This window comes from Streptomyces sp. NPDC001157 (genome assembly GCF_053598255.1).
The window spans coordinates 164,174-189,582 of record NZ_JBSFJW010000001.1 but is presented as its reverse complement, the minus strand read 5'-3'; the positions used below and the strand labels follow the sequence as shown (position 1 = coordinate 189,582).

The following is a 25,409-nucleotide window of genomic DNA, read 5'->3' as shown; positions in this document are numbered from 1 at the left end:
TGGGTTACGTCTCCTGATGAGTCGTACTCATCCACTGCACGCCGTCGCCCTGCGACGGGTGGACTCCCCAGAACTCAGCACACGCCGGTACTGGCATTGATGCCAATCACTCGGGTCGGCCTGAGGATGGCGCGGGACCCGACTTGGTCGTTTTTGGGGGCCACTTGGGGGCCAGGCCGGATGGGGTCGGGCCTGGCCCCGGTGGGTCAGTTCCTGAGCTGCCAGTGCTGGTTCGCGCCGCCCGTGCAGTTCCACAGCTGGACTTTCGTCCCGTTCGCGGTCTGCTGGCCGTTGGCGTCCAGGCAGAGCCCCGACTGTGCAGCTGTGATCGTGCCGTCGGGATTGACGTTCCATTGCTGGTCCGGTTGTCCGGTGCAGTCCCAGATCGCCGCGGGGGTGCCGTTGCCCGCGGACTGGCCGACGCCCAGGCACTTGTTGCCGTAGACCATGAGCTGCTTTCCGGTGGTGTGGGTCCACCGTTGGTTGGAGCCGCCGTTGCAGTCCCACAGTTGGGCCTGCGTGCCGTTGGCCGTCGTGGAGTTGTTGATGTCGAGGCAGCGCCCCGACTGCTGTCCGACGATCTCCTGGTTGCCGGAGGTCGGTGGCGGCGGCTGGTTGGAGCCGAACTGGGTGAAGAACTGCCACACGGCTGCCGATGTCCAGGTGCGCCAGCCGTCACCCGTGGAACCGTCTATGGGGCCGGGGTCATGGCCCGCTCCGTCGAACGCGGCCCAGACGACGGGGTATCCGGACTTGCATCCGGAGTAGGTGGTGATGATGTGCGTCAGGCTTCCGTTGGCCGGCTCGGGCGGGTTCTGCGGGGTGCAGCCGTTGGCCCGGACGAACGTGTCGCGCAGTTCCCGTCCCAATGAGATGGGCAGCACGTTGTCCCTGAGGCCGTGCAGACCCATGTAGGCGATGGGCTGGTTGCCGCCGTTGCACCCGCTGAGGTTCGCGCCGGAGTAGACCGCGACCGCACGGAAGACCGTCGCCCGGGAACAGGCGAGGGCGTACGACATCCCGCCGCCGTAGCTGAAGCCGCCGGCGAACAACTGGGTGGTGTCGACGCACAGACCTGCTTCGAGCTGGCTGACCATGGCGTCGACGAAGGCCACGTCCTGGCCGCCGGGGTTGGCCCAGCCGTTGCCGTTGCCCTGCGGGGCGACGAAGATCGTGCCGTTGTCCGCGTTGTCAGCCAGGCGCCGCAGGCCGTAGTAGGACCAGTTGTAGCCGTCCGTTCCGCCCGAGTCGACGTCGTTGGCTGTGCCGCCGCGCCAGTGGAAACCGAAGATCAGCCGGTAGGGATGGTTGTTGTCGTAGTTGGCCGGGACCCGCAGGATGTAACTGCGTGTCTGGCCGCCGCTCTGGATGGTGTGGGTGCCACTGGTCAGGGCCGGGGCCTTGCCACAGCCGGCGGTCGCACTGAGGGCGCCGGTGGTCGTGGTCGACGCGGGCGTAACGAGGCCGCTGCTGAACGAGGAGCCCGCAGCCGACAGGACGAGAAGTAACGCAGCCGCGATGGACGTCAAGAGTGGTGTGCGTTTCATGCACTCCTTCTTCCGTGGTGGTGGGGGGCGGTTCACACGCCGGTGATGGTCCATGCGTTGTTGGTGCTGGAGTTCGGCGTCCACAGCACCGCGGTCGAGCCCACGGTGGTGCTGCCGCTGCCGTCGAGCGCCGTGCCGGTGCCGCGGTTGACGATCTGGTAGCGGTCGCCGCCGACGCCGACCAGCGACCACTGCTGGTTGTTGCCGCCGTTCCACGCCTCCTGCCGGGCGGGAGCGCCGTTGGCGGAGTTGCCCCAGCTGTCGGCGGCCATGCCGTTGGTGCGGTTGATGATGCGGTAGTAGCCGTTGCCGAGGTCGATCAGCTGCCACTGGAGGTTGGCGCTGCCGTCGTAGTTCCACTGCTTGAGGTTGGAGCCGGCGGCGACGTTGCCCCCACTGTCGAGCACCAGCCCGCTGGTCGCGTTGGCGATCTTCACCCAGGTCGTCGAGCCGCCCGGTGCGCCCAGGACGGGAATCTCACCGGAGAAGGTGAGCTTGACCGTGTACGCCAGTGCGCTGAACGGCGGGTTCGACGAGGGCATGGCCAGGTGCAGTCCGCTGCTGTCCTGCGTCGGGGTGGGCAGGTTGACGTAGGTGCCGGCAGCGTTGTTGAGCAGTTGGGCGCCGGTCAGGCTGCTGAGGTTGATCCGGTTGGAGTTCAGCGTCGTGATGGTCGTGGTGGCGCCCTGCCAGCCCAGCGTGGTGGCGTAGAGCACCTTGTTGTCCTGGCTGCGGGTGAACCGGATGTCCTTCGGAGTGCCGGCCACCGGGCCGCTGAACGAGCCTCCGCCCATGGGCGTGGGGCCCTCGCCGTAGCTGGTCCAGGAGCGGGTGCCGTAGATCGCCTCTCCGAAGCGGCCGAGCCAGTCGCCCATGGCGAGCAGGATCGACTGCTGTCCGGAGGGGATGGTGCCGTCGGCCATCGGGGCGATGTTCAGCAGCATGGTGCCGCCCTTGCTGACGCGGTCGATCAGCGAGTGCAGCAGTGCCTGCGTCGAGTAGTAGCCGATGCCCTCCGTGTAGCACCAGCTGGAGGAGGAGATGCTGTCGTCGGTCAGCCAGTAGGGGGTGAGCAGTCCTGCCGGGCCGCCGCGCTCGAAGTCGAAGACCTCACCCTTGTTGTTCAGGCCGTCCTTGTAGGTCGCGGCCACGTCCTTGTTCCAGGAGACGGCCTGGTTGTAGTAGTGCGCGAGGAACTGGAGCCGGTAGGACTCCTGCACCAGGTTCAGGTCGAAGTCCTGCCAGAGCAGGTCCGGCTGGTAGGTGTCGATGACCTCGACCAGCTTGTCGTACCAGAGCTTGTTCTCCGCGGCCGAGCCCTGCTGGCCGTAGAGGATGCGCAGGGCCGGGTCCGACTGCGACGGCACATGGTCGTAGAAGCCGTTGAAGTGGTAGGCGTGGTGCAGGGACGCCATGAACTTCAGGCCCTGCCCTCGGATGGCCTGCGCGTGCAGCCCCACGAGGTCGAGTCGGGGGCCGTGCTGGACGGAGTTCCACGGGTTGGCGCGGCTGTTCCACATGGAGAAGCCGTCGTGGTGCTCGGCGACCGGTCCTGCGAACCGCGCGCCCGCGGCCTTGAACAGCCGCGCCCAGGCGTCCGGGTCCCAACGGCCGCCCTGCGAGGCGAGCTTGGGGGCGAACTGCACGAAGTTGCCCGCCTTGTCGCGGGCTCCGTCGATGAAGTTGTTGTACGGCCACGCCGAGGGGTCGCCGTAGGTGGCGATGTGGTGCCGGTTCTCGGCCGAGCCGCCCACGTACATGTTGCGCGGGTACCACTCGTTGCCGAACGCGGGGACGCTGAAGGCGCCCCAGTGGTAGTAGATGCCGAACTTGGCGTCCTTGAACCAGGCCGGAGCCGGAGGGTGTTGGTCCACGGAGGCCCAGCTCGCGGTGTAGCTCGTGGGGCCGTCGGTCGCGGCGGCCTCGGGGGCGAACCGCAGCAGGCCGAGGGCCGTGGCGGCGCCGGTCGCCGCCAGCAGCCGGCGGCGGCTGATCGGAAGGGAGGTGGAAGTCATGCGGGCCTCTCGGCGTCATTGACGGGGTGGGTGGTCTCAGATCGCAGATCTCGGAGGTCAGATCTCAGAGGGCACCGGATCAGGTCAGTTGCGCGTCCACTTCTGGTTGCTGCCGCCGCCGCAGGTCCACAGCTCCAGCAGGGTGCCGTTGGCCGTTCCCGCGCCGGTGGCGTCCAGGCAGAGGCCGGACTGGGCACCGGTGATCGTGCCGTCGGCGTTGAGCGTCCACTGCTGGTTGCTCTGGCCGTTGCAGGTCCAGATGTCGACCTTGGTGCCGGGGGTGGTGCCGCCGCCCGAGGCGTCCAGGCAGGCGTTGCCGTAGACCCGTAGTTCACCGGCCGGGGTGTTCGTCCACTGCTGGTTGCTGCCGCCGTTGCAGTCCCACAGCTCCACCTGGGTGCCGGACGTCTGCGACTGGTTCGGCACGTCCACGCACCGGCCGGAGGCGGCCCCGACGATCGCGGCGGTCGTGCCCCCGCCGGGTCCGCCGCTGCCGGGGGTGAGGGACAGGTTGTCGAACTGTGCCGTCTCGCCCTGGCTGGTCGCGTAACCGGCCTGTCCGGCGGCCCATGTGCGGTCGCTGACGGAACCGACCGTGGAACCGTCGATCACGGCAGTGAGGGTGGTGCCGGAGAAGGTCAGGGCCAGGGTGTGCCACCGGTTGGTGCCCAGTGCCGCGACCGTGCCGTGGGCGAGGGTGGTGACATTGCCGTTGATGTTGGAGTTCAGGATCGACCAGGCTCCGGTGTCGCTGACCCGCAGGTGGTAGGCGTTCAGCCCTCCGGTGCTGCTGTAGTCCTGGCCGCCCGCGCGCCCGATCAGCTCGGCGTATCCCGGCTGTTCCAGCAACACGTCGGACGAGACGGTGTAGTTGCTCCAGCCGGTGTCACCGAGCAGGGCGTGCGGATCGGACAGCGCGTCCCACGTGATCGGCTTCTGCGGGCTCATCTGGCGCACGCACTTGCCGCTGCGGCCGCCGCCGCAGCCCGCCACCTCGAAGGCGCCCTGCCAGTCCATGAGGTACTTCGCCTCGGTGCCGGTGGCGTAGCCGTCGAAGGAGTCGCTGTACGGCATGCTCATCGTGCCCTGGGCGGGGCCGGTGGCGGTGCCCTTGCCCTGGCCGGTCGTGGTGGTCAGGGTGTAGACGCGATGGGGCTGCACGGTCAGGCTGAAGCCGCCGCCGGACGGGGTGATGTCCGTGGTGTGCACGAAGTAGTCGGCCTGATTACCGGAGTTGACGTCGGTCGACCAGACGTGGACGGCTCCGGTGGACAGCCCTCCGGTGACGTCGAAGTTCAGCGTCTGGGCGCTGCCGGCGTCCATGGTCTCGATGACCGTGGAGTAGTCGGAGTTGTTCGGGGACTTCAGCGAGACGTAGCTGCCGTTGTTCCGGTTGCCGCCGATGTAGCCGCTGGAGGCGTCGAGGTACTTCCAGCCCGGGGCCGTGAACTGGCTGGTGTGCGCCATCACCCAGGTGTTCTTGCCGATCGCGTAGTGGCCGGACCACGGCTGCGAGGCCAGGGCGAGGCCCATGGTGGGATACGGCAGGTTGGGCGTGATCGCCGCGACCACCGGCCAGTTGAGATACGCGGTCATGCGGCCGTCGATGTATCCGCGGTTGATCCCGCGGGCCACGGCCGGGGCTCCCGCGTTGTAGTCGTCGGAGCCGTTCTCGCTCGCCCACAGCGACTTACCGGACGACGTGGCGGCCGACGGCACCGAGCAGTTGGACTGGGAGGAGCGGTAGCCGCAGGGGTAGTGCGTGCCGATGACGTTCACCGCTGCGGCGAACGCAGCGTTGGAGTTGACGTCGTTGGCCACTGACCAGTCCGAGTCGGCCGCTACGATCTTGACGCTGCCGTAGCCATTGGAGTTGAGCGCGCTGCGCAGCTGCTCGTACCAGGAGATGTTGTAACCGCGTTCGTTCCAGCCGCCGAGGTAGTCGATGGTGAGGCCGTGCTGTTTGGCGCAACCCAGCCATGAGACAAGGTAGTTGACCATGTCGGTGGACCAGAAGTTCCCGCCGCCGATCCAGCCGGGGGCGCCCCAGGCGAGGCCGTAGAGCTTGATGTTCGGGTTGCGGGCCTTGGCCTGCTCCATCAGCCACCATTCGTAGCCGCGGTCGCAGTTCAGGTCGGAACGGGTGTGCTGGTGGCTGGGCTCGGCTCCCGAGGTCGAGTTGGTGTCCCCGCCGATCTCGGCCTTGAGGATCTGCAGGGAGGCGCCGTAACCGGGCTTGAAGAGGTAGTCGAGGACCTGGCCGCGTTCGGGCTCCGGGTAGTCGATCAGGAGTCTGCTGTTGCCGCCTCCGCCGCTGATCGCGCCGACGCCGTCGAAGGTCCGTCCGCCGGACGTACCGTTGACGGTGATGGAGGTGGCGGCGTGGGCCGTGGCGGCGGCCGTGCCGACGAGGCCGCCGGCGGCCAGGACGAGGCCCGCGAGCACGGCCGTCGAGCCGCGCAGGCGCCGCAACAGCCGTCTGAATGCTGACACGGTGGGGGTTCCTTTCGCAGGTCGGTGGGGGGTCCGCGTCGGATGCGGCATCAGCGGACGGCGAAGTCCTGGTTGGTGCCCGGCGCGTTCTTGCACTGCCACTGGTCCAGTTGCTGTCCTGCCGTGCCGACGGCGCCGTAGACGTCCAGGCACAGACCGCTGTTGCGGTTCTGGAAGGCGTAGGTGCCGTCGGACTGGCGCACGGGCAGCCAGAGGGCGTTCGCCGCCGTGCCGGGGGCCTGCTGGACGATGTCCGGGGTGCCCGCCGCCGTGGAGCTGCCGGCGACCGCCACGTCCTGGCCGGAGCTCTGGGCGCGCAGTTCGCCGTAGCCGTCCGAGACCGGCACGAACCGGAACTGCTGGTTGCTCTGCCCGTTGCAGGTCCACTGGTCGACCGCGGCGCCCGCGGTGCCGGAGTTGCCGTAGACGTCAAGGCACAACTGGTCGCTCGCGACCACGAGTTGGTGGTAGCCGTCCGGGAAGCTACCGCCGCCGGACGTTGCCGGGGTGAGATAGACGGCGAAGGCGTCGTGCGAGGCCTGGAACGTGAACGGCACGGTGATCGAGCCGCCGGAGGTGCTGACGTTCTGGTCGTACACGGTCTGTGGGGCGGCGAGCGGCGCCTGGTCCGGGATGCGGTGCACGGTGACGTGGACGCTGCCGGCGTTCGTCAGCCACGGGACGGACGACAGCCCGTTGAAGGCCACCGATGCGGCGCCGGTATAGCCGTTGGAGTCGCCGATGACAGCCACCGCGCGCCCGGCGGCGGAGTCCTCGGAGGCCGCGATGGCCGTCGAGCCGACCTGGCCTGAGGTGTCGACGAGGGTGCCGGTCATGTCGGCGTAGTCCCGAAGCGCCCACCAGTTGCCGGTCGGCTGCCAGCTGCCCCCGCTCTGCGTGAGGACTCCCGTCAGGTTGGGGGTGACGCAGCACACCCAGTTGCCGCGCATCGCGTTGGCGTATCCGGACTGCGCGAACCGCGCCAGGTACCAGGCCGTCACCCCGGCGGTCTGCCGGTCGGCCGGCTGGTACTCGTTGGCGGACAGCGGCCGCGCCCCGATGCCCGCCGAGCTGAGCGCACTGTTGAGGGACTGCGAGACGGTGACGGGGTCGTCCACGTCGCCCTCGTCATGGTTGGTGATCATGTCCGGCACCGTCCCGGCCGCCTTCACATGCGCGAGCCAGGTCTGCCACTGCCCTGACCTGCCTTGCGGGGTGTAGGCGAACGAGGGACCCACGATCTGCGCCGTGGGGGCGATGCGCCGGATCTCGCGGTAGGCGGTGTCCCACATCTGGAAGTACTGGGCGCTGTTGACACCCCGGGTCCAGAAGTAGGAGATGTCAGGCTCGTTCCAGATGTCGTAGGAGAACTTCAGTCCCGACGCTTGGAGCGCTCCCACGGTGGAGTCGATGAAGCTGATCCAGTTCGCGCAGTTGCCGTTGTCGCACGGGTACGTCGTGTTGGACGGCTGGCCGCCGTTCGCGCCGTAGATGTCGCTGACGAGCACCTGGTACTGCGCGTGGTACGGCGGCCGGGTCAGCCGTTTCGCCTGCGCGATGATCGAGTCGACGTCGGCCCGACTGGCCGCTCCGTACTGGTAGTTGTCCTTGATCCAGCCGCCGGAGAACCAGCCCCCGCCGCGGAACGCGTTGATGCCCAGCGGCTGGATGAACTGGTCCACAGGCTGGCTGCCGTCCTGGGTGAAGCCGTAGAGGAACCCCTCGCCCACACCGGTCGACGGGCCTCGCGTCGACGCCAGGTTCACGCTCAGCGCCTCGCCCGCGAAGGCCCGGCTCCCGGCCGCCGACAGCAACTGCAGCACGAACGCCAACACGACGCCGACGGTGAGCAGCACACGGCGGTCCCTCGATCGCTTCCTCATACGGACCTCCTATGGGCCGGCGGTTCAGCGATACAGCGATTCGGCGATACAGCGATTCATCGGGTCAGCTCAGCGACCACTTCTGGTTGGATCCGCCGTTGCAGGTCCACAGCTGTACGAGGCTGCCGTTGGCGGTGGCGGCGCCGGTCACGTCCAGGCAGAGGCCGGAGTGGGCACTGGTGACGGTGCCGTTGGCATTGAGGTTCCACTGCTGGTTGGTCTGGCCGTTGCAGGGCCAGGTGATGACCTTCGTGCCCGGGCTGGTGCCCTTGTTGTAGGCGTCCAGGCACAGTTGGCTGCTGCCGGAGTACACGGTGAGCTGGTGGGACGCGGTCGCGGTCCACGTCTGGTTCACCGCGCCGTTGCACTCCCAGATCTGCGGCTGCGTACCCGCCGTCGTGGATGCGCCCGGCACGTCGAGACACTTGGCCGCACCCACCGCGTGCACGGCGCCGGTCGTGCTACTACCGCTTCCCGACCCGTAGTTGGCGGCAGTGACGGCGGCCTGGACCGCGTTCTCGGTGGCGTCGGAGGGATAGCCCGCCGTTATCGCGCCTTCGAAGAACTCGCCCACGCCATTGGGACTGTTGTCGCCCCCGGTGCCGAGCAGGACCGAACTGTCGACCTTCATCGGCGAGTAGCCGTTCGGCAGGGGACCGGAGAAGGTGGTGGTCAGGCCGCCGCTCGTGCCGTTGCCGTATTTGAGGGTGAAGTTGCTGGTGCCGTTGTTCTTCAGCCACGCGCTGACGAACGGATAGTGCACGCCCGGGTTGTTCGGGTCCTTGTTGGAGCCGGTGTTGGTGTGGAACATGCCGTTCTCCAGGTCGGCCTCGACCCACGGGCCGCTGCCCGTGCAGCCGCCGAACCAGCAGGCGGTGCCCCAGTAGATGGCGTTCATCGTGGCGTTGCCGGTGTCCGTGTGGGAGTTCTCGCCGCTGCCGTAGTCGAAGCAGCACCACTGGCTCGTGTAGTTCGACGAGGTCACCATGTAGATTCCCTCGGGCTGGGCGCCGGTGGGCACGCCGCTCGCGTGGTCGATCCGGTAGCCGACGCCCGGGGTGACCTTGACGCCGAAGACCTGGTGGCCGCCCGCGGTCACCGGCAGGGCCATGGCGTCCGCCCCGACGTCGGATCCGTTGGGACCCGGGCCCTTCCAGTAGCCGCCCCAGGAGATCGGCATGTCGTTGTGCTTGGCGGTCTGGTCGTAGATCTTCGTGATCGTGCAGGACGTGCCCGCGCAGAACGACACCTGGGAGGCGCCGTCGGCGTATCCGCCCGGAGCGAGCACCCCGATGTCGCGGTAGCTGTGGTCGGAGGCCCGCTGGATCTGGTACAGCGGCCCGTTGTACGCCGCGAAGAGTGCCCTGGTGGTGGCGTGCGCCGTCACGCACGGCGTGCCGCCCGCCGCGTAGAGGTCGCACGGGAGCGACGCGTCCGCCGCGGGCACGGGCGCGTGGACGGCGGCAGGTGTGCCGGTCCGCGCGGTGGTGGCGAACGAGGGTGTCCCGAGCGCGGCCAGGGCCATCGCCAGGGCGATCAGGAGCACGGCCGGGAAACGACATCGTCGGCGATCGGTTGCTGATCCGGGCAAGGAGACCTCCTCGGTGGCGGTGCCGCCGTACGACGGCACCGAAGCTGCCGGTGGCCGCGGGGAGGACGGGGTCATCCCAGCGTCCACCGCTGGCCGCTGCCGCCGTTGCAGGTCCACAGCTGGGCGAGCGTTCCGTCGGCCGTGGCCCCGCCGGTGACGTCCAGGCACAGGCCGGACTGGACGCCGGTGATCGTGCCGTCGGAGTTCAGCGTCCACTGCTGGTTGCTCTGGCCGTTGCACTGCCAGATCTCCACCTTCGTCCCCGGTGTGGTCTGGTTGTTGTAGGCGTCCAGGCACATTTGACCGCTGCCGGAGTAGACGGTGAGCTGGTTGGAGGTGGAGTGCGTCCAGGTCTGGTTGGCGCCGCCGTTGCAGCTCCAGATCTCCACCTGGGTGCCCGCGGTGGTGGTGGAGTTCGGCACGTCCAGGCACTTGCCCGCGCCGACCGCGTGCAGCGGGCCGGTCACGCTGGTGCCGCCGCCACCGCTGGTGCCGCCCGCGACCCGGTACATGACCGTGCCGTGCGCCGGTACCGATGCGCTGATGGTGCCGGAGGTGGTCGAGGACGCGCCCGACCACAGGTCGGTGAGGGTGTAGGCGGACGCCCCGGTCTTCCCGACCGCTGAAGCGGTGGTGGTGATGGTCGCCGTGGAGCCCGTCTCGTTGAACAGCGCCACCGACACGTCCCCGTTGGCCAGCGGCTTGGCCAGCACGTCCAGACCGCCCGAGGAGGACACCATGGTCCCCTGCTTGCCGAGGGGGTCCTGGTCGACCGCGATCACCCGGGAGTTGGTCAGGACGGACAGGGTGGAGGAGCTGGCCGAGGGGATGTTGGTGCCCGCGATGAGCGGTGCGGCCATCTCCGCCCACAGACTGAACTCGCTGCGGTTCTCGGTGGCCGTCATCGAGCCGTTGCCCACCTCCAGCATGTCCGGGTCGTTCCAGTGGCCGGGGCCCGCGTAGGAGGCCAGGCCCACGTTGCTGTGGAAGATCGACAGCATGCTGGAGAAGGTCGGGCTGATGTCACCGGTGGTGCGCCAGCTGTTGCCGACGTCCGCGCCCCAGGTCCACACGTTCTCCTGGCCCCAGTTGCACAGGCTGTACAGGATCGGCCGTCCGGTGGCCGCCAGGGCGTCCCGCATCGCCGTGTACCGGGTCTTCGCCGCCACGCCGGTGTTGTTGCAGTTGTCGTACTTGAGGTAGTCGACGCCCCACGCCGCGAACGACTGCGCGTCCGTGGTCTCGTGGCCCAGGCTGCCCGGGTATCCCGCACAGGTCGCGGTGCCCGCGTCCTCGTAGATCCCCAGCTTCAGTCCGAGCGAGTGCACGTAGTCCGCGGTGCCCTTGATGCCGTCGGGGAACTTCGCCGGGTCCGGCACCAGGTGGCCGCCGGAGTCGCGGTTGTGGGTCATCCAGCAGTCGTCGATGTTGACGTAGGTGTAGCCGGCCGCCTGCATGCCGTTGGTGTGCATCGCCTGGGCCGTGGACTTGATCAGCGACTCGGAGACGTCGCAGCCGTACGCGTTCCAGTCGTTGAAGCCCATCTGCGGGGTCGGCGCGAGCCCGTTGCCGAGCGCGGCGGCGGGCCCGGCCGTGCCGAGGGAGAGGAGGGGCGCGGTCGCGGTGAGCAGCACGGCCGAGAAGGCGAGCGCGAGGGTTCTGCGCAGGGAACGCAGCCGGGACAGCGACCTAGGACGCTTGGCTCTGGCAGTGGTCGTGGGCATAAGTCATCGACTCCTGGGGCGAGTTGGGGAGCTGGGGTGCGGGTCAGCGGTAGCCGGCGGCGGTGATGTTGGCCTGCACCGCGTTGTCGGTCGCGTCGGAGGGGTAGCCGGCGACCATGGCTCCCTCGTAGAAGGTGCCGGCGCTCAGGTTGGCGCCGCCGCCGGGCTTGCAGCAGTCGCCGCCGCTGCCCAGCACGATGGCTCCTTGTTTCTTCATGGGGCTGTATCCGCCGGGCAACCCGCCGTCCCACAGGGTGGTCAGGGCGCCGGACTGGGCGTTGCCGCCCTTGAGGGCGAACCTCGACGTGCCGTTGTTCTTCAGCATCGCGGTGACGAACTTGCTCGTGAACGCCCGCTGGTTGGGGTTCCAGGACTGGCTGCCGCCGGGGTACAGGCCCCACTCGAGATCGGCCTGCACCCAGGGGCCGCTGCCCGAACAGCCGCCGAACCAGCACTGGGTGCCGAAGTTGATCGCGTCCATCGCCCCGGCGGCGTCGGCCTTCCTGGTCGTCTCGCTGTTGCCGTAGTCGAAGCAGCAGCCGTTGTTGACGTGGGTGCCGCTGGTCACCATGTATGCGCCTTCGGGTGCGGCACCGGTCGGTACGCCCGTCAGATGGCCGTCCCGCCAGTAGCTGTTGCCGGGGTTGATGTACAGCGAGTACGCCTTGGTGCCGCCGGCCGTCAGTGACTCGGACGTCGCCTTGGCCGGGCTGCTCTGACTCGACCCCGGGACCTGGGCCGACCCCTGGTACCACAGGTCGTTGCCGTGTCCGGACTGGTCGCGGACGACCGTGATCACACACGAGGTGCCCGCGCAGAACGCGTCCTGCGCCGCCGCGTCGGCGAAGCCGCCCGCCGCCAGGACGCCGATGTCCCTGGTGGCGTTGTCCGAGGCGCGCCTGACCTGGTAGAGGGAGCCGTTGTACGAACCGTAGAGCGCGCGCACGGTGCTGTGCGCGGCCACGCACGGCGTACCGCCCGCGGCGTAGATGTCGCACGGGCCCGACCCGTTGGCGGGAGGCGGAGGTGTCGACGGGTTCGTGGTCCACTTCTGGTTGCTCTGGCCGTTGCAGGTCCACAGGATGACCGCGGTGCCGTCGGCCGTTCCCGCCCCGCTCACGTCCAGGCAGAATCCGGAGGCGACTCCGGTGACGGACCCGTCGGGGTTCTGTCGCCAGACCTGGGTCGCCCGCCCGTCGCACCCCCGGACGACCACCGGGGCTCCGGGAGCCGTCCGGGTGTCGTAGGCGTCCACGCACCGGGTGCCGCTCATCGTCCTCAGCTCACCCGCCGCCGTGAACTCGAACGCCTGGTTGGCCTGGTTGTTGCAGTCCCAGATCTCCAGCCCCGTGCCCGGCGTGTCGACGTTGCCCTTGACGTCCAGGCACCGCCCCGACGCCGAACTCACCAGGGCTGCCGCGGACGCCGGCGCCGACCACGTCGGCGCGGTCGCCAGCAACATGGCCAGCAGCGCCATCACGGATACGGCGGCCGCAGCCGGTAAGCGCGATGCACGAGCCGCGGGGCTGCGGTGCGGAGCGGATGGAGGCTGCATTCTGTGTCCTCGGATATGCGGGCGGGGGGGGAGGGAGGGAAAGGACGGAGAGTGCCGTGCACGCACAGGGAGCACTCATACATCCCATGTCGCACAGTGATCCCACAGGGGTATGGCCCTGTCAATAGAAGTTTCCGAGCCTTTCGGGGTGCGATCCATCCCATGTTTGTCCTGGTCAGGCCGCTCTGAGGGCAGCCGAAACCCGCGTCCGGCGACGACCGGAGTGCCGGACGCAGGCGTTCGTCGGGGGATCAGGTGCGGGCGCTGGGTGCCGATCGCCTCACCTGAAATTCCAGTGCTGGTTGGCGCCGCCGTTGGAGTCCCAGATCTGGACGGGGCTCCCGTTGGCGCTCTGCCCCGCGGGGACCTCCAGCGCGCGGCCGGAGGCCACGTTGATCAGGGTGTACGAACCGTCGCCGTTCTGGGTGGCTCGCCAGTGCTGGTTCGCACCGCCGTTGTTGTCCCAGATCGTCGGCCGCGTGCCGTTGCCGGTCTGGCCACCGGGCTCGTCCAGCACCCGCCCACTGGCGATGTTGGTCAGCGTGTACGAGCCGTCGCTGTTCTGGTTCGCCCGCCACTGCTGGTTCGCGGCGCTCCCGTTGGCGTCCCAGACCTGCACCGGCGTGCCGTTCCCGGTCTGCCCGCTCGGCACGTCCAGCACCCGCCCGGCGGAGGCCACGCTCACCTGGTACACCTGGCCCGAGACGATGCCGCCGCCCGGGTTCCCGGTGCCGCCGCCCAGCGCGGTCAGGGTCGCGTCGTAGGCGGGCTTCTTGTTGCCGTTGTTGTCGAACAGCAGCGGGTTCTCGCCGCTGCGCCAGGAGTCGCTGTCGCGGATGCCCCACACGGTGATGCCGGTGCAACGCGCGACGTTCATGCACGCCTTGACGGTGTTCGCGTAGGCGCTTGCCGGCGCCTGCGCGATGTCCAGCTCGGTGATCTGTACGTCGACGCCGAGCGCGGCGAAGTTCGACAGCGTGGTCTGGAAGCTGGCCGGCGGGCCGCCGGTGCCGAAGTGGGACTGGAATCCGACGCAGTCGATGGGCACGCCGCGGGACTTGAAGTCCTTGACCATGTTGTAGACGCCCTGGGTCTTGGCGTCGGACCAGTTCTCGATGTTGTAGTCGTTGTAGCAGAGCTTGGCCGCCGGGTCGGCCGTCCGCGCGGTGCGGAACGCCTCCTCGATGAAGCCGTTGCCCAGCACGTCGTGGAACACCGAACTGCGCTGCTGGCCGCTGCCGTTGTCGGCGAACGCCTCGTTGACCACGTCCCAGGCGTAGATCTTGCCCTTGAAGTGGTTCATCTCGGTGGTGATGTGGTTGTCCATCACACCGCGCAGGGTGTTCGCGTCCCTGATGGAGCTGACCCAGGACGGAAGTTGGGAGTGCCAGACGAGCGTGTGCCCGCGCATTCGCTGCCCGTGCGCGTTGGCGTGGTTGACGATCTGGTCGCCGGGCCCGAAGTTGAAGTTGCCGCGGGACGGTTCGGTGGTGTCCCACTTCATCTCGTTCTCCGGGGTGATCATGTTGAATTCCCGGTCGAGGATGGTGGAGTACGTCGGGTCGCCGAGACGGCCCGCGGCCACGGCCGTGCCGAAGTAGCGGCCGCTGTCGGCCGCCGCCGCGCCCAGGGTGCCGGAGGCCGCGTGGGCGGCGGGGTTCGCCGGGCCGGCCAGGGCCAGAGCCGTGCCGGCTGCCAGTGAGGCGGCCAGGGCCAAGGCCTTGCGCGGACGGGGCTCTGCGTTGAGCCAGAACATGACGGATCGTTCTCCTTGTGTGTGGGGGAGAGACACCGACCACAAGCCGGTGCCGGGGTCGCGAGTCGGGCCGGTCACAAGGCCGAGCTGACCGGCGGTGCGCTCCACTGCTGGTTGGCTCCGCCGTTGCAGTCCCACAGGACCAGTTGTGTACCGTCGGTGGCAGACGCACCGGGGTCGTCGAGACAGCGGCCGGAAACCGGGTTGCGGTAACCGCCGTTGTAGGCCTGCCACTGTTGGTTGGTGCCGCCGTTGCAGTCCCAGATCTCGATCTTGGTGCCGTTGGCGGTACCACCGCCCGTGGCGTCGAGGCACTTCCCGAGCGCCCGCAAGGTGCCGTCCGAGCGCGCGGACCACAGCTGCGCGTCGGCGCCGTTGCAGGACCAGATCTGCACGGCGGTTCCGTTGGCGCTGTTGCCGCCGTTGACGTCCAGGCACTTCCCGGCGATCCCGGAGCGCACCGGCCCGCCCACGGAGACCGGCGGCTTGATCCAGCCTGCCGCGTCCGCGGCCTGGACCCCGGCGTTGAAGGCGTCAGCCATCTTGCCGAAGCCGTTGTCGTTGGGGTGCAAGGAGTCGGACAGGTCCGCGGTGGTCAGAGCGCTCATGTCCACCAGGCGCACATGCTTGCCGGCAGCCTGCTCGGCCTGGACGATGCCCGGCAGTTTGGCGTTGAACGCGGGGCGGGTGGCCTCCTCCGTGCCGCTGGTGGAGACGATCACGGTGCCGACGAGGACCGTCGCGTCAGGGGCGTCGGCCGTGATCTGGTCGATGAGCGCATGGAGCCGTTCGGCGGCGGGCTCGGCCTGAGAGCCGCCGTTGAGATCATTGGTGCCGATCTCCAGAGTGATCACGTTGGGCCGGTACCGGGCCAGCACGGAGTCCGCGATGCCGGCTATCTCGCTGATGTGCCAGCCGGAGTGGCCCTCGTTGTCCGGGTCGGACATCGTGCCGTTGCGGCCCGATCCCACGAAGTCCAGGGCATGCCCTTCGTTCGCCAACCGGTTCCACAGGAAGCCCCGGTAGCCGTTCCCGGACGGGCTTCCGACGCCCCAGGTGATGGAGTCGCCCAGCGGCATCAGCCGTAGGGCGGTGGGCGCGGCGGCGGCCCGTGCGGCGGGGGCCGGTGATCCGGTGCCGGTGGCGGCCGCCGCGGGCAACGCGGTGCCGGTGCCGACCGCTGCCGTCAGCGCGACGGCCAGGAGTGCCGTGGACTTCTTCATCTGTGTTCCTCACTGGGTGCGGGACAGTGGGTGGGGGTGAACGAGCGGGTGAGTCGGTCAGCGCGGGGTGAAGTCCTGGTTGCTGCCGGCCGTGTTCTTGCAGGGCCACTGGTCGAGCTGCTGGCCGAGGTTGCTGCCGCCGCCGTAGACGTCCAGGCACAGGCCGCTGCTCTGGTTCTGGAAGGAGTACGAACCGTCGGACTGCCGTACCGGCAGCCACAGGGCGCCGGTCGCTCCGCTCGACGCCTGCTGCACGATGTCGGGCGTTCCGGCGGCCGTGAGGCTGCCCGAAACCCCCACCACCAGGCCCGAGTTCTTCGACTGCAGCCGTCCGTAACCTCCGGAGACCGGTACGAACTGGAACTGCTGGTTGCTCTGTCCGTTGCAGGTCCACTGGTCCACTGCGGCGCCCGCGCTGCCGGAGTTGCCGTACACGTCCAGGCACAGGCTGTCGCTGCCGATCACCAACTGGTGGTATCCGGTGGGGAATTCACCGCCTGATGAGGCCTGAACGCCCGCCTGTTGGATGACCTGCTGCGCGCCCTGGGGCCAGTTGGTGCCGCTGACCTGGACGTTGCCGGTCAGGACGTTGTTGTGCGGAGGACCCGTCGCCACGTACGTGTTGCCGCCGTTGTACCAGTTGCCGGAGAACGTGCTGTCGTCGGTGTGGTTGTTGGCGTTGGCGTTGGTGAGCGCCCAGTTGCCCGCGTCCTGCACGACGTTGTTGGACACCTTCAGATAGCGGGAGCCCTCGTCCAGGTACAGGGCGGTGGTGCGGTTGTTGTCGTACATGTAGTTCTCGGAGATCACCGAGCCGGGGTTCGCGGACAGGTTGTAGATGCTGCCGCCGTCGAACATCGCGTTCTTGGTGTCGAAGATCAGGTTGTGGGTGACGGTGTTGTTCTTCAGCGTCGTCGGGGTGCTGTAGACGGGCTGGTAGTTGTACGTGCCCCGGTTGACGTAGTCCTGGCTGCCGCCCGGGTCGTTGGCGCCCCAGCCCCAGCCGATGTCGATCCCGTCGTAGGGCAGGTGGTCGCACTGGTTGTGGGTGATCGTCGCGTTCGTGACGTACGTGGACAGGATCGCGGCGGTCTCCTTGTAGTCGGTGCCGACCCCGCTCACCTTGTTGTTGCTGATGGTGATGTTCTGGTTGGTCATCTGCGGGTTGCCGGGATGGTGCGCGTCCGGCTGGATCCCGCCGACCTGGATGCCGCTGCCGGCGGTGTCGGTGAACGTGTTGCCGGTGATGGTGACGCCGTTCGCGCCGAGTCCGGTGCCGGACGCGTTGGCGACGCCGTCGTTGCCCACGCCGAGTCCGGCCTGTCCGAGCTCGGAGAACGCGTTGCCGGAGAACGTGATGCCGCTGGCGGCGGAGACCTGGACGGCCGCGGGCATCTGCGCCCAGTGGTTGCGGGTGGCCTCGAACTGCGTGCATCCCGACTTGCAGGTGCTCAGCCAGTTGGCGGGCATCGCGTAGGCGCCGGTGATGTGGGCGCCGCTCTGCTGGTCCGCGTAGCCGTCGGGCCCGCTGGGTCCGAGCCAGGAGGTGCCCGTGAACCGGATGCCGCTGAAGCCCAGACCGGTGGCCGGTGAGCCGTAGCTGCCGCTGATGCCGAGCAGGCTCTGCAACCGGGGGAGTTCGACGTCGAGGCTGTTCGGGTTCTGTCCGGGCTGGGCCCGGTAGTAGAGGTCGCCGGTGGACGAGTCGAGGTACCACTGCCCGGCCTGCTGCAGGAACGCGTAGTTGTTCTCCAGGTACATCGTCCCGCCGGCGAACGGCGCGTTGATGGTGTCGTAGCCCCAGGAGTTGTTGTTCCACGCGGGCTGCTGCATGGTGACGGTCCTGCCGCTGATCGACTGGACCGGCGCATAGCGGTCGGTGAAGGAGTTGAGGCTCTCGACCTCCATGTGGTTCTGGTCCGAGAGGCCGGCCAGGTAGTCGAGGGAGGAGTCGGTGATCGTCAGGCCGGTCTGGGTGAAGGTGAAGGCGGAGCGGGGCACCTGGATCGCCGCTCGCGGTGCCTCCTTGCCGTTCACGTACAGCTGGCGGGTGTTCACGCCGGAGCCGACGTGGACCGACCAGATGTTCTTTGCCTGATCATGAACCTGCCAACCAGTGATCTGCTGGGCGCCGGTCACGACCGGCTGCTGGCCGGACACGGCCTGGTAGGTGATGGTGTGGCCGTTCTGGCCGCCCTCGTCGGAGCCGAAGGCAAGTGGCTTGGTCAGCCGGTAGGTGCCACCGGCCAGGTGGACGACGACGTTCGAGTCGGCCGAGAGCCGGTGCGCGGGCTGCTTTGCCTGGTCGATGGTGGCGAACGGCTGCTCGGCGGTGCCGTTTCCGCCGGGAGCCGCATCCGGCGCCACGTACAGGTCGGCGGTCGCAGCCAGGCGTTCTGCCGGTACCGCGTATGCGATCCCGGCGGTGGCCGGGCTGCCGGCCAGCAGGGCGAGCAGAGCTACGGGGGCGGCCCACAGGCCGCGGAGCGCTCCGGCTCTGAACATGGTCATCCTCCGGTGGTGGCGCGTCTGGTGGCGGGTGGCCCGTGGTCGCCGGTGCGGCGGCCACGGGACGGAGCCGTTCAGGTCAGTTGAGGCTCCATTGCTGGTTGGACCCGCCGTTGCACGGCCAGAGTTCCGCCAGGGCGCCGTTGGCCGTGGAGGCACCGGTGACGTCGAGGCAGAGCCCGGACTGGGTGCCGGTGACGGTGCCGTCGGAGTTCACCTGCCACTGCTGGTTGACGCCGCCGTTGCACGGCCAGGTCACCACCTTGGTACCGGCCGACGTCTGGTTGTTGTACGCGTCCAGGCACATCTGGCTGCTGCCGCTGTACACGGTCAGCTGGTTGGCGGACGTACGGGTCCAGCTCTGGTTGGCGCCTCCGCTGCAGTCCCAGATCTGCAGCTGCGTGCCGGCCGTGGTCGACGAGTTGGGAACGTCGAGGCACTTGCCGGCGCCGACCGCGTGCAGCGCGCCGGTGCCCGTTCCCCCGGAGGAGTTGCTGTATCCGGCCGCGGTGATGTTGGCCTGGACGGCGTTCTCGGTGGCGTCCGACGGGTATCCGGAGGTCATCACACCTTCGTAGAAGGTGCCTTGGGCGCCCTTGCTGTTGTCGCCGCCGATGCCCAGGATGATGGCGCCCTGCTTGCGCATCGGGTTGTAGCCCGCGACATTGGGGCGCACTCCGTCGTAGAACGTGGACAGGTTGCCCGACTGGGCGTTGCCGCCACGGATCGCCCAGTGGTTCGCCCCGCCCTTGATGATGGCGGTCGTGTACCGGTAGTTGATGGTCGGGTCGTTCGCGTTGTAGTGCTGATTGACGCCCGAGAAGAGGCCGTTCTCCAGGTCGGCCATGATCCATGGGCCGTTGCCACTGCCGTAGCCCCAGACCTTGATGTTGCCGAAGTAGATGGCCTCCATGGTGCCGTTGCCGTCGTCGTTGCTGTCCGTCTCGGCATTGCCGTAGTCGAAGCAGCAGCCGCCGTTGTAGTGCGTGCCGTCGAGGACCGCGTACATGCCCTCGGGGTTGTCCCCGGTGGCGATGCCGTTGGTGTGGTTGTTGCGGTAGCCCGTGCCGGGCGCCACGAAGACGCCGTAGGCCTTGTGGCCGCCCACCGTGGTGGGCGCGGCGGTCGCGTTCGCGAGGTTGTCGGGGCCGCCCGCCGCACCGCCGCCGGGTGCCTGGGTGAGGTTGTTCCCACGGCCCGACTGGTCGTAGATGATCGTGATCAGACAGGTCGTCCCCGAGCAGAACGAGTCCTGGGCGGCGGCGTCGGCGTACCCGCCCGCGCTCAGGACGCCGATGTTGCGGGTGGTGTTGTCCGAGGCGCGGCGGACCTGGTACAGCGGCCCGTTGTACGAGGCGTACAGGGCTCGGGTCGTGCTGTGCGCCGCCACGCAGGGCGTCCCGCCTGCCGCGTAGATGTCGCAGGGTCCGGACGTGGCGGCCCGGGCCGTGCCGGCCGTGGCGGTGGCGCCGGCCAGAGCTCCCGCGACGAGGGCGGCGGCGGCCCCCGCCCGGGCGAACGATTTCCACGCGTTCCCGGGCCTGCCGCGGTGTCGCACCGTCGCGAGTAACCGCGCGACGCCACCGCGCTCGGACGACAGGTGGCGTCTTGTACGTGTGGTTCCCATCTGATCTCCCTACCGTGCCGGTGCAACCCGCTCGGGTTGTGGTGGCGGTGCTTTCACATGCCTAAGCGCTTGAACGTGCCGTGGTGCTATGGGATTGCAGAGAGGTTTCGGGGGGAGACGGTGCTCCCGGCTTCGCGGGGGCTGTCACGGGTGTGGAGCCCCCTGCCGCGAACCCTGTTGCCGAATCGATTCGACTGCTGATTCCCGCGGTGCGCAAGCTCTCTGCGTGCTCGAAAAGTTGCGGTGTGGCGGCAGGGGTACGACGGTGTGGCCGTCTGCCGCCGGGCCGATGAGGCCGTCGCGGCTGTACCCGGCGCCGCAGCCCGGGTCGCTCGGCTGACCCACCATCATGCCGCTGAGCAGGGATACAGCCCGACGGACGGGCCATCGAGCGCCGGTTCGGGGAACACCGGTGGAAGCGGTCGGACTTCGACCGTCACGTCGGTGCCGCACTCGCCGCGCGATATGCCGTCGGCTCCGCACATCGCCGGTCGTGGCTTCCTGTCGAAGCGCTTACGTCGAACCGATTCGCTCGTTTTCCTCCGGTACTTCGTGGAATCTGGAACGTATGCCGTTCCGGCGGGACTTCGCGCGGCTCACCGTGGCGGACTCATCGCCCTCGCGCCGCACAGCCCCGGCGAACGTCTCCTCAGCCGCGCTCACGTTCCTCGGTTCTGAAGGGGCGGAAACCTCGACGGCGATAGTTGGGCAGAGCGCGGGGATGGTCCAGCGTCGACGTGTGCAGCCAGACCCTGTTCGCCGAGGGAGCCGACTCCCACGCCTGCTGGACGCCGAGCGTCAGCGCGAATCCTCCCAGGCCCCTGCCGACGAACTTCGGCAACAGTCCGAAGGTCTCGATCTCCACCTCGCCGTCCGGATGAAGATCGCAGGAGACCAAGCCGGCCGGTTCTCCCTCGAAGGACAGCAACCAGAACGTCCTGCCCGGTGCCTCGGCGAACCAGATGAGCCATTCCTCCCTGCTGCGGCTTGCGCTCTTCCAGCCATAGGGAGCGCCGATCTCGGCCTGTATGTCGACGACCAGCGGCGAGTCCCGGTCGAGGGGCTCCAGGACCAGGCCAGGTACCGGAGCGGCTGGACTGAGCTGATCACGCGAAGTCATTTCGAGATACGTCACTATCTCCTTCACGCCGCGCAGGGTACGTGATTCCCCGGTCGAGCGGCACTCACCGTAGTCGGACCGCAGTGAGCACCCCGTCGCCCGCTTCCTGCAAGTGAACGGCGAATTCGGGGTCGGTGGCCAACTGCTCGTGGAAGGAGGTCACTTGCTCACGGTGGCTCACGGCGTTGTCGACCGCCACAACTCCCTGCGGCGTCAGCACGCGCCGCAACTCCGGCCAGTACCCCACGTACGCAGGTCGCTCCGCGTCCAGCACGACGAGATCGACGGACGCGTCGGGGGTGCGGGCAAGTACCTCGGCCCCGTCGCCGTGTACGACGTCCACATGGTCCTGAACGCCGGCGCGTCTGAGGTTCCGCTGTGCCTGCGCGACACGGAGTTCGTCGATCTCGACCGTGGTCAGCCGGCCGCCGGTGTCGCGTACCGCGTCGGCGAACCAGATCGCGGAGTAGCCGTTGGACGTTCCGATCTCCAGCACCCTGGTGCTGTGCTGGACACGGATCAGCAGGGCGATCAGCCCCGCCGCGTCCGGCGTCATGTTGCGCAGGCGCAGCAGCCGGTCCGCCAGGGGTCCGTCGTGAGCCCGGCCTTCCTCGTACAAGTCGCCCAGCAACTGTGCCAGTTGGCCGTCCACGGAGGTTCCCTTCGGGTCGGTGGGTCGGTGGTCCGTGGCCATTGTGGCAAGCCAGTGTCGAAGCCCAGGCCGGCATCGAGCGCGATGACCCGGCTTGCCGCGTGCTCGGTGATGATCTGGAGGGGGTCGCGCTCGGGCACGGCCGGTACCTCGACGACAGCCCGGCCGTGGACGGCGTCGGCCACGGCGCGGACCTGGGCCTCGCTGCGGCCCTTGGCGAGATCGATGCGGAGCAGAGGCATGGCAGTACTCCATGTTCGGGTCAGGGGCCTGCGCCTGTGGGCCGGTCGTCACTGCATCGCGGCACCCACCCCGCCCGTCCAGGGTCATGTCATCCGCTTGCGGCGTCCTCCGCCTCCCAGCGCAGTAGGTCGCCCGGTTGGCACTTGAGAACCTCGCAGAGGGCGGCGAGCGTCGTGAAGCGGACCGCCTTGGCGCGGCCGTTCTTGAGTACCGCCAAATTGGCGGGCGTGATCCCCACGCGGTCCGCGAGCTCGCCCACGGACATCTTCCGCCTGGCCAGCATGACGTCGATGTCGACGGCGATCGGCATCAGATCACCTCGTCCAACTCGGCCTGCATCTGCGACGCTTCGACGTCACGCGCGACGGCCTGGGCGAGCAGCATCCGCAGGACGAGCACGATGAGCGCGACCCCGAGGATGGCCAGACCGATCCCGCCCATGATGACGGTGACGCCCGGGTCGTCCCGCTGACCGGGGGCATTGACGGCCGTCACCGCGAACCACACAAGGGCGGCCGCCACGATCGCACCGATCACGCCGTCCACGTACCGGAAGGCGGCGTGGGAGAACACGGTTCCCCGTCGCACCATTGTCACCAGGCGCCCTACGCAGACCAGGGCGACCTGGACCGACAGCATGCCCAGGATCGTGAGCACGCGCAGCGGGGTCAGCGGGAGCGTCCCGTCCTCGGGGTCGCTCCCGGTGGCCAGCACCCACACCATCCCTGCCTGCACGAACACGGTGCCGCCGAACACCACCACGAGCACGGCGCGCAGCGCACGCACGGCCAGCTTTCCCATGACCCGGCCCTCCATCGAGTTGCGATGGGAATCTATCGAATATCGATAGCTGGAGCAAGGGGTGGGAACGGAGGCTCGGGCTCGTTCGAGGCTTCACCCGTCCGTCCGCATGCGCTTGCCGACCCTGGGCTCCCCGCCCGCCCGGAGCATCTGGCTCGCGGCGAGTTCGCGATAGAGGGCGCTGCTGACCAGCAGGTCCTCGTGGCGGCCGCCGGCGGCCGTGCGGCCGTCCTGGAGCACCACGATGTGGTCGGCGTGCTGCACGGTGGACAGGCGGTGCGCGATGACCAGCAGGGCGCATTCCTGGGCGATGTCCTTCATGACAGTGGTGAGCGCCGATTCGTTGATCGCGTCGAGGTGGGAGGTGGGCTCGTCCAGCAGGAGCAGTGAGGGGCGGGCCAGCAACGCGCGTGCGAGGGCGACACGTTGGCGTTCGCCGCCGGAGAGGTTGCCGCCGCGTTCACCGATGACGGTGGCCAGGCCCCCGGGCAGCCGGTCGACGACCTCGTCGAGCCGGGCCAGTTCGACGACGCGACGGATCTCCGCTTCCGTGGCGTCGGGTACGGCGTAGGTGATGTTGTCGCGCAGGGTGCCGTGGACGACATGGGTGTTCTGGTCGACCACGGCGATGCCGCGGCGGCAGGAGTCACGGGTGAGCTCGGTCGCCGGCCGCCCGTCGAAGAGCAAGGTGCCGGCATCCGGCTCGTAGAACCTCGCGATCAGGGCGAACACCGTGCTCTTGCCGGCGCCGGACCGGCCCACCAGGGCCACGTGCCGACGCTGCGGGACGGCGAACGAGACACCGCGCAGGACCGGCCGCTCCGGGTCGTAGCCGAAGTGGACGTCGTGCAGGGCGAGGACGGGCTGTTCGCGGGTGCCGGACGGGCCGGTCGGCCGCAGCGCGGGTGCAGGCGCGGGGGTACTCGGGTTCTGGGGTGCGATGGGCTCCACGGGGAGGCGGAGTGCCTCGTCGATGCGCTGGTAGGCGCCCATCCCGCGTTGGACCAGGCCCACCGCGCGGAAGACGGAGGACAGCGGCAGAACGAGGTAGGAGGCGTACAGCAGGAACGCGACGAGGTCGCCGAGGGAGCCGGCGCGACCGCCCACGCGCAGGCCGCCGACGACCAGGACGATGAGGAAGGAGCCCTGGACGGCGAGTTCGACGGCGGAGCTCATCACGGAGGCGAGCTTCGCGGTGCGCACCCCCGCGCCGTAGGCCGCGTCCACGCGGGCGCCGATGCCGGCCGCCTCGCGCTCCTCGGCGCGGTGCACGCGGACCATCGGCAGGGCGCCGAGGGCGCGTTCCATGTCGGCGGCGACGGCACCGACCGAGCCCTGCATGTGCTCGGATGCGTTCCTGATGCCCGTGAGCAGCGAGGCGACCACCACGGCCGCCGCTGTCACGGTCGCGGCGACCAGGAGCAGCAGCATGAGGTCCAGCCACGCCATGAGGGCGATCGCCCCGGCGGCCACCAGGCTTCCCGTGACGAGATCGACCAGGGCCTGCGAGACGACCTCCCGCAGCAAGGTGGTGTCGGCCGTCACCCGGGAGATGAGGTCGCCGCCCCGGTGGCGGTCGTACTCCCTCATCTCCAGTCGGAGCAGCCGGCCCACCAGCCCGTGCCGGAGTTGCCGTACGACGCCTTCGCCCATCCGTTCCAGCAGGAAGCGTCCCGCTGCCCCCGTCGCCGCCTCGACGACGAAGAGCATGCCCAGGAGTACCAGCAGCGGCCAGATGAGCTGTCCGCGGCCGCTCGCGTCCACGACCTGCTTGGCGACGAGTGGCTGGGCCAGTCCCAGGGCGGAGCCGACGAGGGTCAGCAGGCTGGCGACGGCGATGGCGCTCCGATGTCCCGCGGTGAGCCGGTACATCGTGGCCACTGCCGCCAGGGTGGACTTGTCGGCTTCGGCGACCGTGGCCCGATCATCGCGCGAGGCCGTCGCGCCGGTCATCGGTCCGTCGGCCGTGGCAACGGGTCGACGGTCACCAGCCGGGCGAAGTAGCCCTGCGGGACTCCCTCGCCGACGGGACGGTCCTCGGCCTCGATCCAGGCGTGCGCGGTGAAGGGCGGGGTGACCCGTACGCCGGTGCACCAGGTCGGCCAGGTGCCGCCGAGCCGGCACAGCAGTGCCGCTCCCAGGGAGCGCGGCAGGCAGCCCTTGGGTCCGGCGCAGCGCAGGCTTGCGGCGCACATGGCGTCACGTGCGTTCTGGGCCTGTGCGCTGGTCGCAGGCACGGCGCCGCGCCGCAGGACGCCGAGCACGGTGCGGAGGTGGCGGGGCGGCAGCAGGGCGAGGGCGACGGCGGGGAGCAGGACGAGGCGGGCGGCCAGGCGGCGGGCCAGGGGCACACCGGTGGGCCGCTCCAGCGCGCTGGGCGTCGTCATGAGGCGAGGCCCGAGTCGCGCAGCTCCCGTACGAGCGTCTCGACGTCCTGCTGGGCCTGCGCCTTGTCGATGTCGAACTCCTGGGCGAGGGCGGCGGCCGCGTCCGCCTCCTCGCCACCGTCCAGCAGCGTCCGCACGACCAAGGTGGCCGTCGGGTTCAACTCCCAATAGGCACCGGCCTTTTCGTCCAGCAGCACGGTGCCGTAGTCGGTCTCGGCCGTGGAGACGTTGTCGCCGAACCGCAGGGGCATGTGAGGGCCTTTCTGACGTGAGGGACCGGGATG

General features: G+C 69.1%; 17 protein-coding genes and 1 pseudogene. All 18 read right to left on the bottom strand.

The features are described from left to right. Positions 1–206 precede the first annotated feature (206 nt). The 18 genes and pseudogenes from ACWDAG_RS00705 to ACWDAG_RS00620 all read right to left on the bottom strand — a co-directional run bounded on the left by ACWDAG_RS00705 (position 207) and on the right by ACWDAG_RS00620 (position 25,376). Positions 207–1,547: a ricin-type beta-trefoil lectin domain protein gene (locus ACWDAG_RS00705; protein WP_450693404.1), complete on the bottom strand. Its 1,341-nt coding sequence runs from the start codon at positions 1,545–1,547 to the stop codon at positions 207–209. Between the two features lie 32 nt (positions 1,548–1,579). Then, on the bottom strand, positions 1,580–3,562 hold the full coding sequence (locus ACWDAG_RS00700; RefSeq protein ID WP_450693403.1) for an alpha-L-fucosidase: 1,983 nt from the start codon (positions 3,560–3,562) through the stop codon (positions 1,580–1,582). A gap of 84 nt (positions 3,563–3,646) precedes the next feature. Then, on the bottom strand, positions 3,647–6,055 hold the full coding sequence (locus ACWDAG_RS00695) for a ricin-type beta-trefoil lectin domain protein (RefSeq protein ID WP_450693402.1): 2,409 nt from the start codon (positions 6,053–6,055) through the stop codon (positions 3,647–3,649). 50 nt (positions 6,056–6,105) lie between these two features. Next, positions 6,106–7,938 (bottom strand): RICIN domain-containing protein, encoded by a 1,833-nt coding sequence (locus tag ACWDAG_RS00690; RefSeq protein WP_450693401.1) that lies wholly within the window; start codon positions 7,936–7,938, stop codon positions 6,106–6,108. Between the two features lie 64 nt (positions 7,939–8,002). Then, positions 8,003–9,463, bottom strand: coding sequence for an arabinofuranosidase catalytic domain-containing protein (locus tag ACWDAG_RS00685; protein ID WP_450693925.1), 1,461 nt, complete (start codon positions 9,461–9,463; stop codon positions 8,003–8,005). A gap of 137 nt (positions 9,464–9,600) precedes the next feature. Beyond that, positions 9,601–11,253 (bottom strand): glycoside hydrolase family 27 protein, encoded by a 1,653-nt coding sequence (locus ACWDAG_RS00680; RefSeq protein WP_450693400.1) that lies wholly within the window; start codon positions 11,251–11,253, stop codon positions 9,601–9,603. A gap of 43 nt (positions 11,254–11,296) precedes the next feature. Further along, on the bottom strand, positions 11,297–12,730 hold the full coding sequence (locus tag ACWDAG_RS00675) for an arabinofuranosidase catalytic domain-containing protein (RefSeq protein ID WP_450693399.1): 1,434 nt from the start codon (positions 12,728–12,730) through the stop codon (positions 11,297–11,299). A 361-nt stretch (positions 12,731–13,091) separates the two neighbouring features. After that, positions 13,092–14,564 (bottom strand): annotated as a pseudogene (locus ACWDAG_RS00670) (endo-1,4-beta-xylanase); the annotation flags it as partial. Between the two features lie 74 nt (positions 14,565–14,638). Next, on the bottom strand, positions 14,639–15,787 hold the full coding sequence (locus ACWDAG_RS00665) for a ricin-type beta-trefoil lectin domain protein (protein ID WP_450693398.1): 1,149 nt from the start codon (positions 15,785–15,787) through the stop codon (positions 14,639–14,641). A 57-nt stretch (positions 15,788–15,844) separates the two neighbouring features. Then, a complete protein-coding gene (locus ACWDAG_RS00660) occupies positions 15,845–18,298 on the bottom strand; it encodes an RICIN domain-containing protein (protein ID WP_450693397.1) in 2,454 nt (817 codons plus the stop codon). Between the two features lie 76 nt (positions 18,299–18,374). Further along, a complete protein-coding gene (locus ACWDAG_RS00655; protein ID WP_450693396.1) occupies positions 18,375–19,922 on the bottom strand; it encodes an arabinofuranosidase catalytic domain-containing protein in 1,548 nt (515 codons plus the stop codon). Between the two features lie 649 nt (positions 19,923–20,571). Then, complete coding sequence (locus tag ACWDAG_RS00650; protein ID WP_450693395.1) at positions 20,572–21,069, bottom strand: GNAT family N-acetyltransferase; 498 nt, start codon at positions 21,067–21,069, stop codon at positions 20,572–20,574. Between the two features lie 37 nt (positions 21,070–21,106). After that, complete coding sequence (locus ACWDAG_RS00645) at positions 21,107–21,694, bottom strand: O-methyltransferase (protein ID WP_450693394.1); 588 nt, start codon at positions 21,692–21,694, stop codon at positions 21,107–21,109. Positions 21,695–22,025: 331 nt separating this feature from the next. Further along, a complete protein-coding gene (locus ACWDAG_RS00640; protein ID WP_200393784.1) occupies positions 22,026–22,247 on the bottom strand; it encodes a helix-turn-helix domain-containing protein in 222 nt (73 codons plus the stop codon). After that, positions 22,247–22,738 carry a DUF2975 domain-containing protein gene (locus tag ACWDAG_RS00635; protein ID WP_450693393.1) on the bottom strand — a complete coding sequence of 164 codons (492 nt, stop codon included), beginning with the start codon at positions 22,736–22,738 and terminating at the stop codon, positions 22,247–22,249. The genes ACWDAG_RS00640 and ACWDAG_RS00635 overlap by 1 nt, the downstream gene beginning before the upstream one ends. Positions 22,739–22,831: 93 nt before the next feature. Then, positions 22,832–24,691: an ABC transporter ATP-binding protein gene (locus ACWDAG_RS00630; protein WP_450693392.1), complete on the bottom strand. Its 1,860-nt coding sequence runs from the start codon at positions 24,689–24,691 to the stop codon at positions 22,832–22,834. Further along, positions 24,688–25,125: a lasso peptide biosynthesis B2 protein gene (locus tag ACWDAG_RS00625; RefSeq protein WP_450693391.1), complete on the bottom strand. Its 438-nt coding sequence runs from the start codon at positions 25,123–25,125 to the stop codon at positions 24,688–24,690. Before ACWDAG_RS00625 ends, ACWDAG_RS00630 begins: the two co-directional genes overlap by 4 nt. After that, positions 25,122–25,376, bottom strand: a complete 255-nt coding sequence (locus ACWDAG_RS00620) for a lasso peptide biosynthesis PqqD family chaperone (protein ID WP_450693390.1) — start codon at positions 25,374–25,376, stop codon at positions 25,122–25,124. The genes ACWDAG_RS00625 and ACWDAG_RS00620 overlap by 4 nt, the downstream gene beginning before the upstream one ends. Positions 25,377–25,409: the final 33 nt, after the last annotated feature.

What these genes read in the sequence shown, in the direction of transcription:
- ACWDAG_RS00705 (WP_450693404.1), bottom strand. Translation starts at nt 1,547, where the DNA reads ATGAAACGCACACCACTCTTGACGTCCATCGCGGCTGCGTTACTTCTC.
- ACWDAG_RS00700 (WP_450693403.1), bottom strand. Translation starts at nt 3,562, where the DNA reads ATGACTTCCACCTCCCTTCCGATCAGCCGCCGCCGGCTGCTGGCGGCG.
- ACWDAG_RS00690 (WP_450693401.1), bottom strand. Translation starts at nt 7,938, where the DNA reads ATGAGGAAGCGATCGAGGGACCGCCGTGTGCTGCTCACCGTCGGCGTC.
- ACWDAG_RS00685 (WP_450693925.1), bottom strand. Translation starts at nt 9,463, where the DNA reads ATGGCCCTGGCCGCGCTCGGGACACCCTCGTTCGCCACCACCGCGCGG.
- ACWDAG_RS00680 (WP_450693400.1), bottom strand. Translation starts at nt 11,253, where the DNA reads ATGCCCACGACCACTGCCAGAGCCAAGCGTCCTAGGTCGCTGTCCCGG.
- ACWDAG_RS00675 (WP_450693399.1), bottom strand. Translation starts at nt 12,730, where the DNA reads ATGGCGCTGCTGGCCATGTTGCTGGCGACCGCGCCGACGTGGTCGGCG.
- ACWDAG_RS00665 (WP_450693398.1), bottom strand. Translation starts at nt 15,787, where the DNA reads ATGAAGAAGTCCACGGCACTCCTGGCCGTCGCGCTGACGGCAGCGGTC.
- ACWDAG_RS00660 (WP_450693397.1), bottom strand. Translation starts at nt 18,298, where the DNA reads ATGACCATGTTCAGAGCCGGAGCGCTCCGCGGCCTGTGGGCCGCCCCC.
- ACWDAG_RS00655 (WP_450693396.1), bottom strand. Translation starts at nt 19,922, where the DNA reads ATGGGAACCACACGTACAAGACGCCACCTGTCGTCCGAGCGCGGTGGC.
- ACWDAG_RS00640 (WP_200393784.1), bottom strand. Translation starts at nt 22,247, where the DNA reads ATGCCGATCGCCGTCGACATCGACGTCATGCTGGCCAGGCGGAAGATG.
- ACWDAG_RS00635 (WP_450693393.1), bottom strand. Translation starts at nt 22,738, where the DNA reads ATGGGAAAGCTGGCCGTGCGTGCGCTGCGCGCCGTGCTCGTGGTGGTG.
- ACWDAG_RS00630 (WP_450693392.1), bottom strand. Translation starts at nt 24,691, where the DNA reads ATGACCGGCGCGACGGCCTCGCGCGATGATCGGGCCACGGTCGCCGAA.
- ACWDAG_RS00625 (WP_450693391.1), bottom strand. Translation starts at nt 25,125, where the DNA reads ATGACGACGCCCAGCGCGCTGGAGCGGCCCACCGGTGTGCCCCTGGCC.
- ACWDAG_RS00620 (WP_450693390.1), bottom strand. Translation starts at nt 25,376, where the DNA reads ATGCCCCTGCGGTTCGGCGACAACGTCTCCACGGCCGAGACCGACTAC.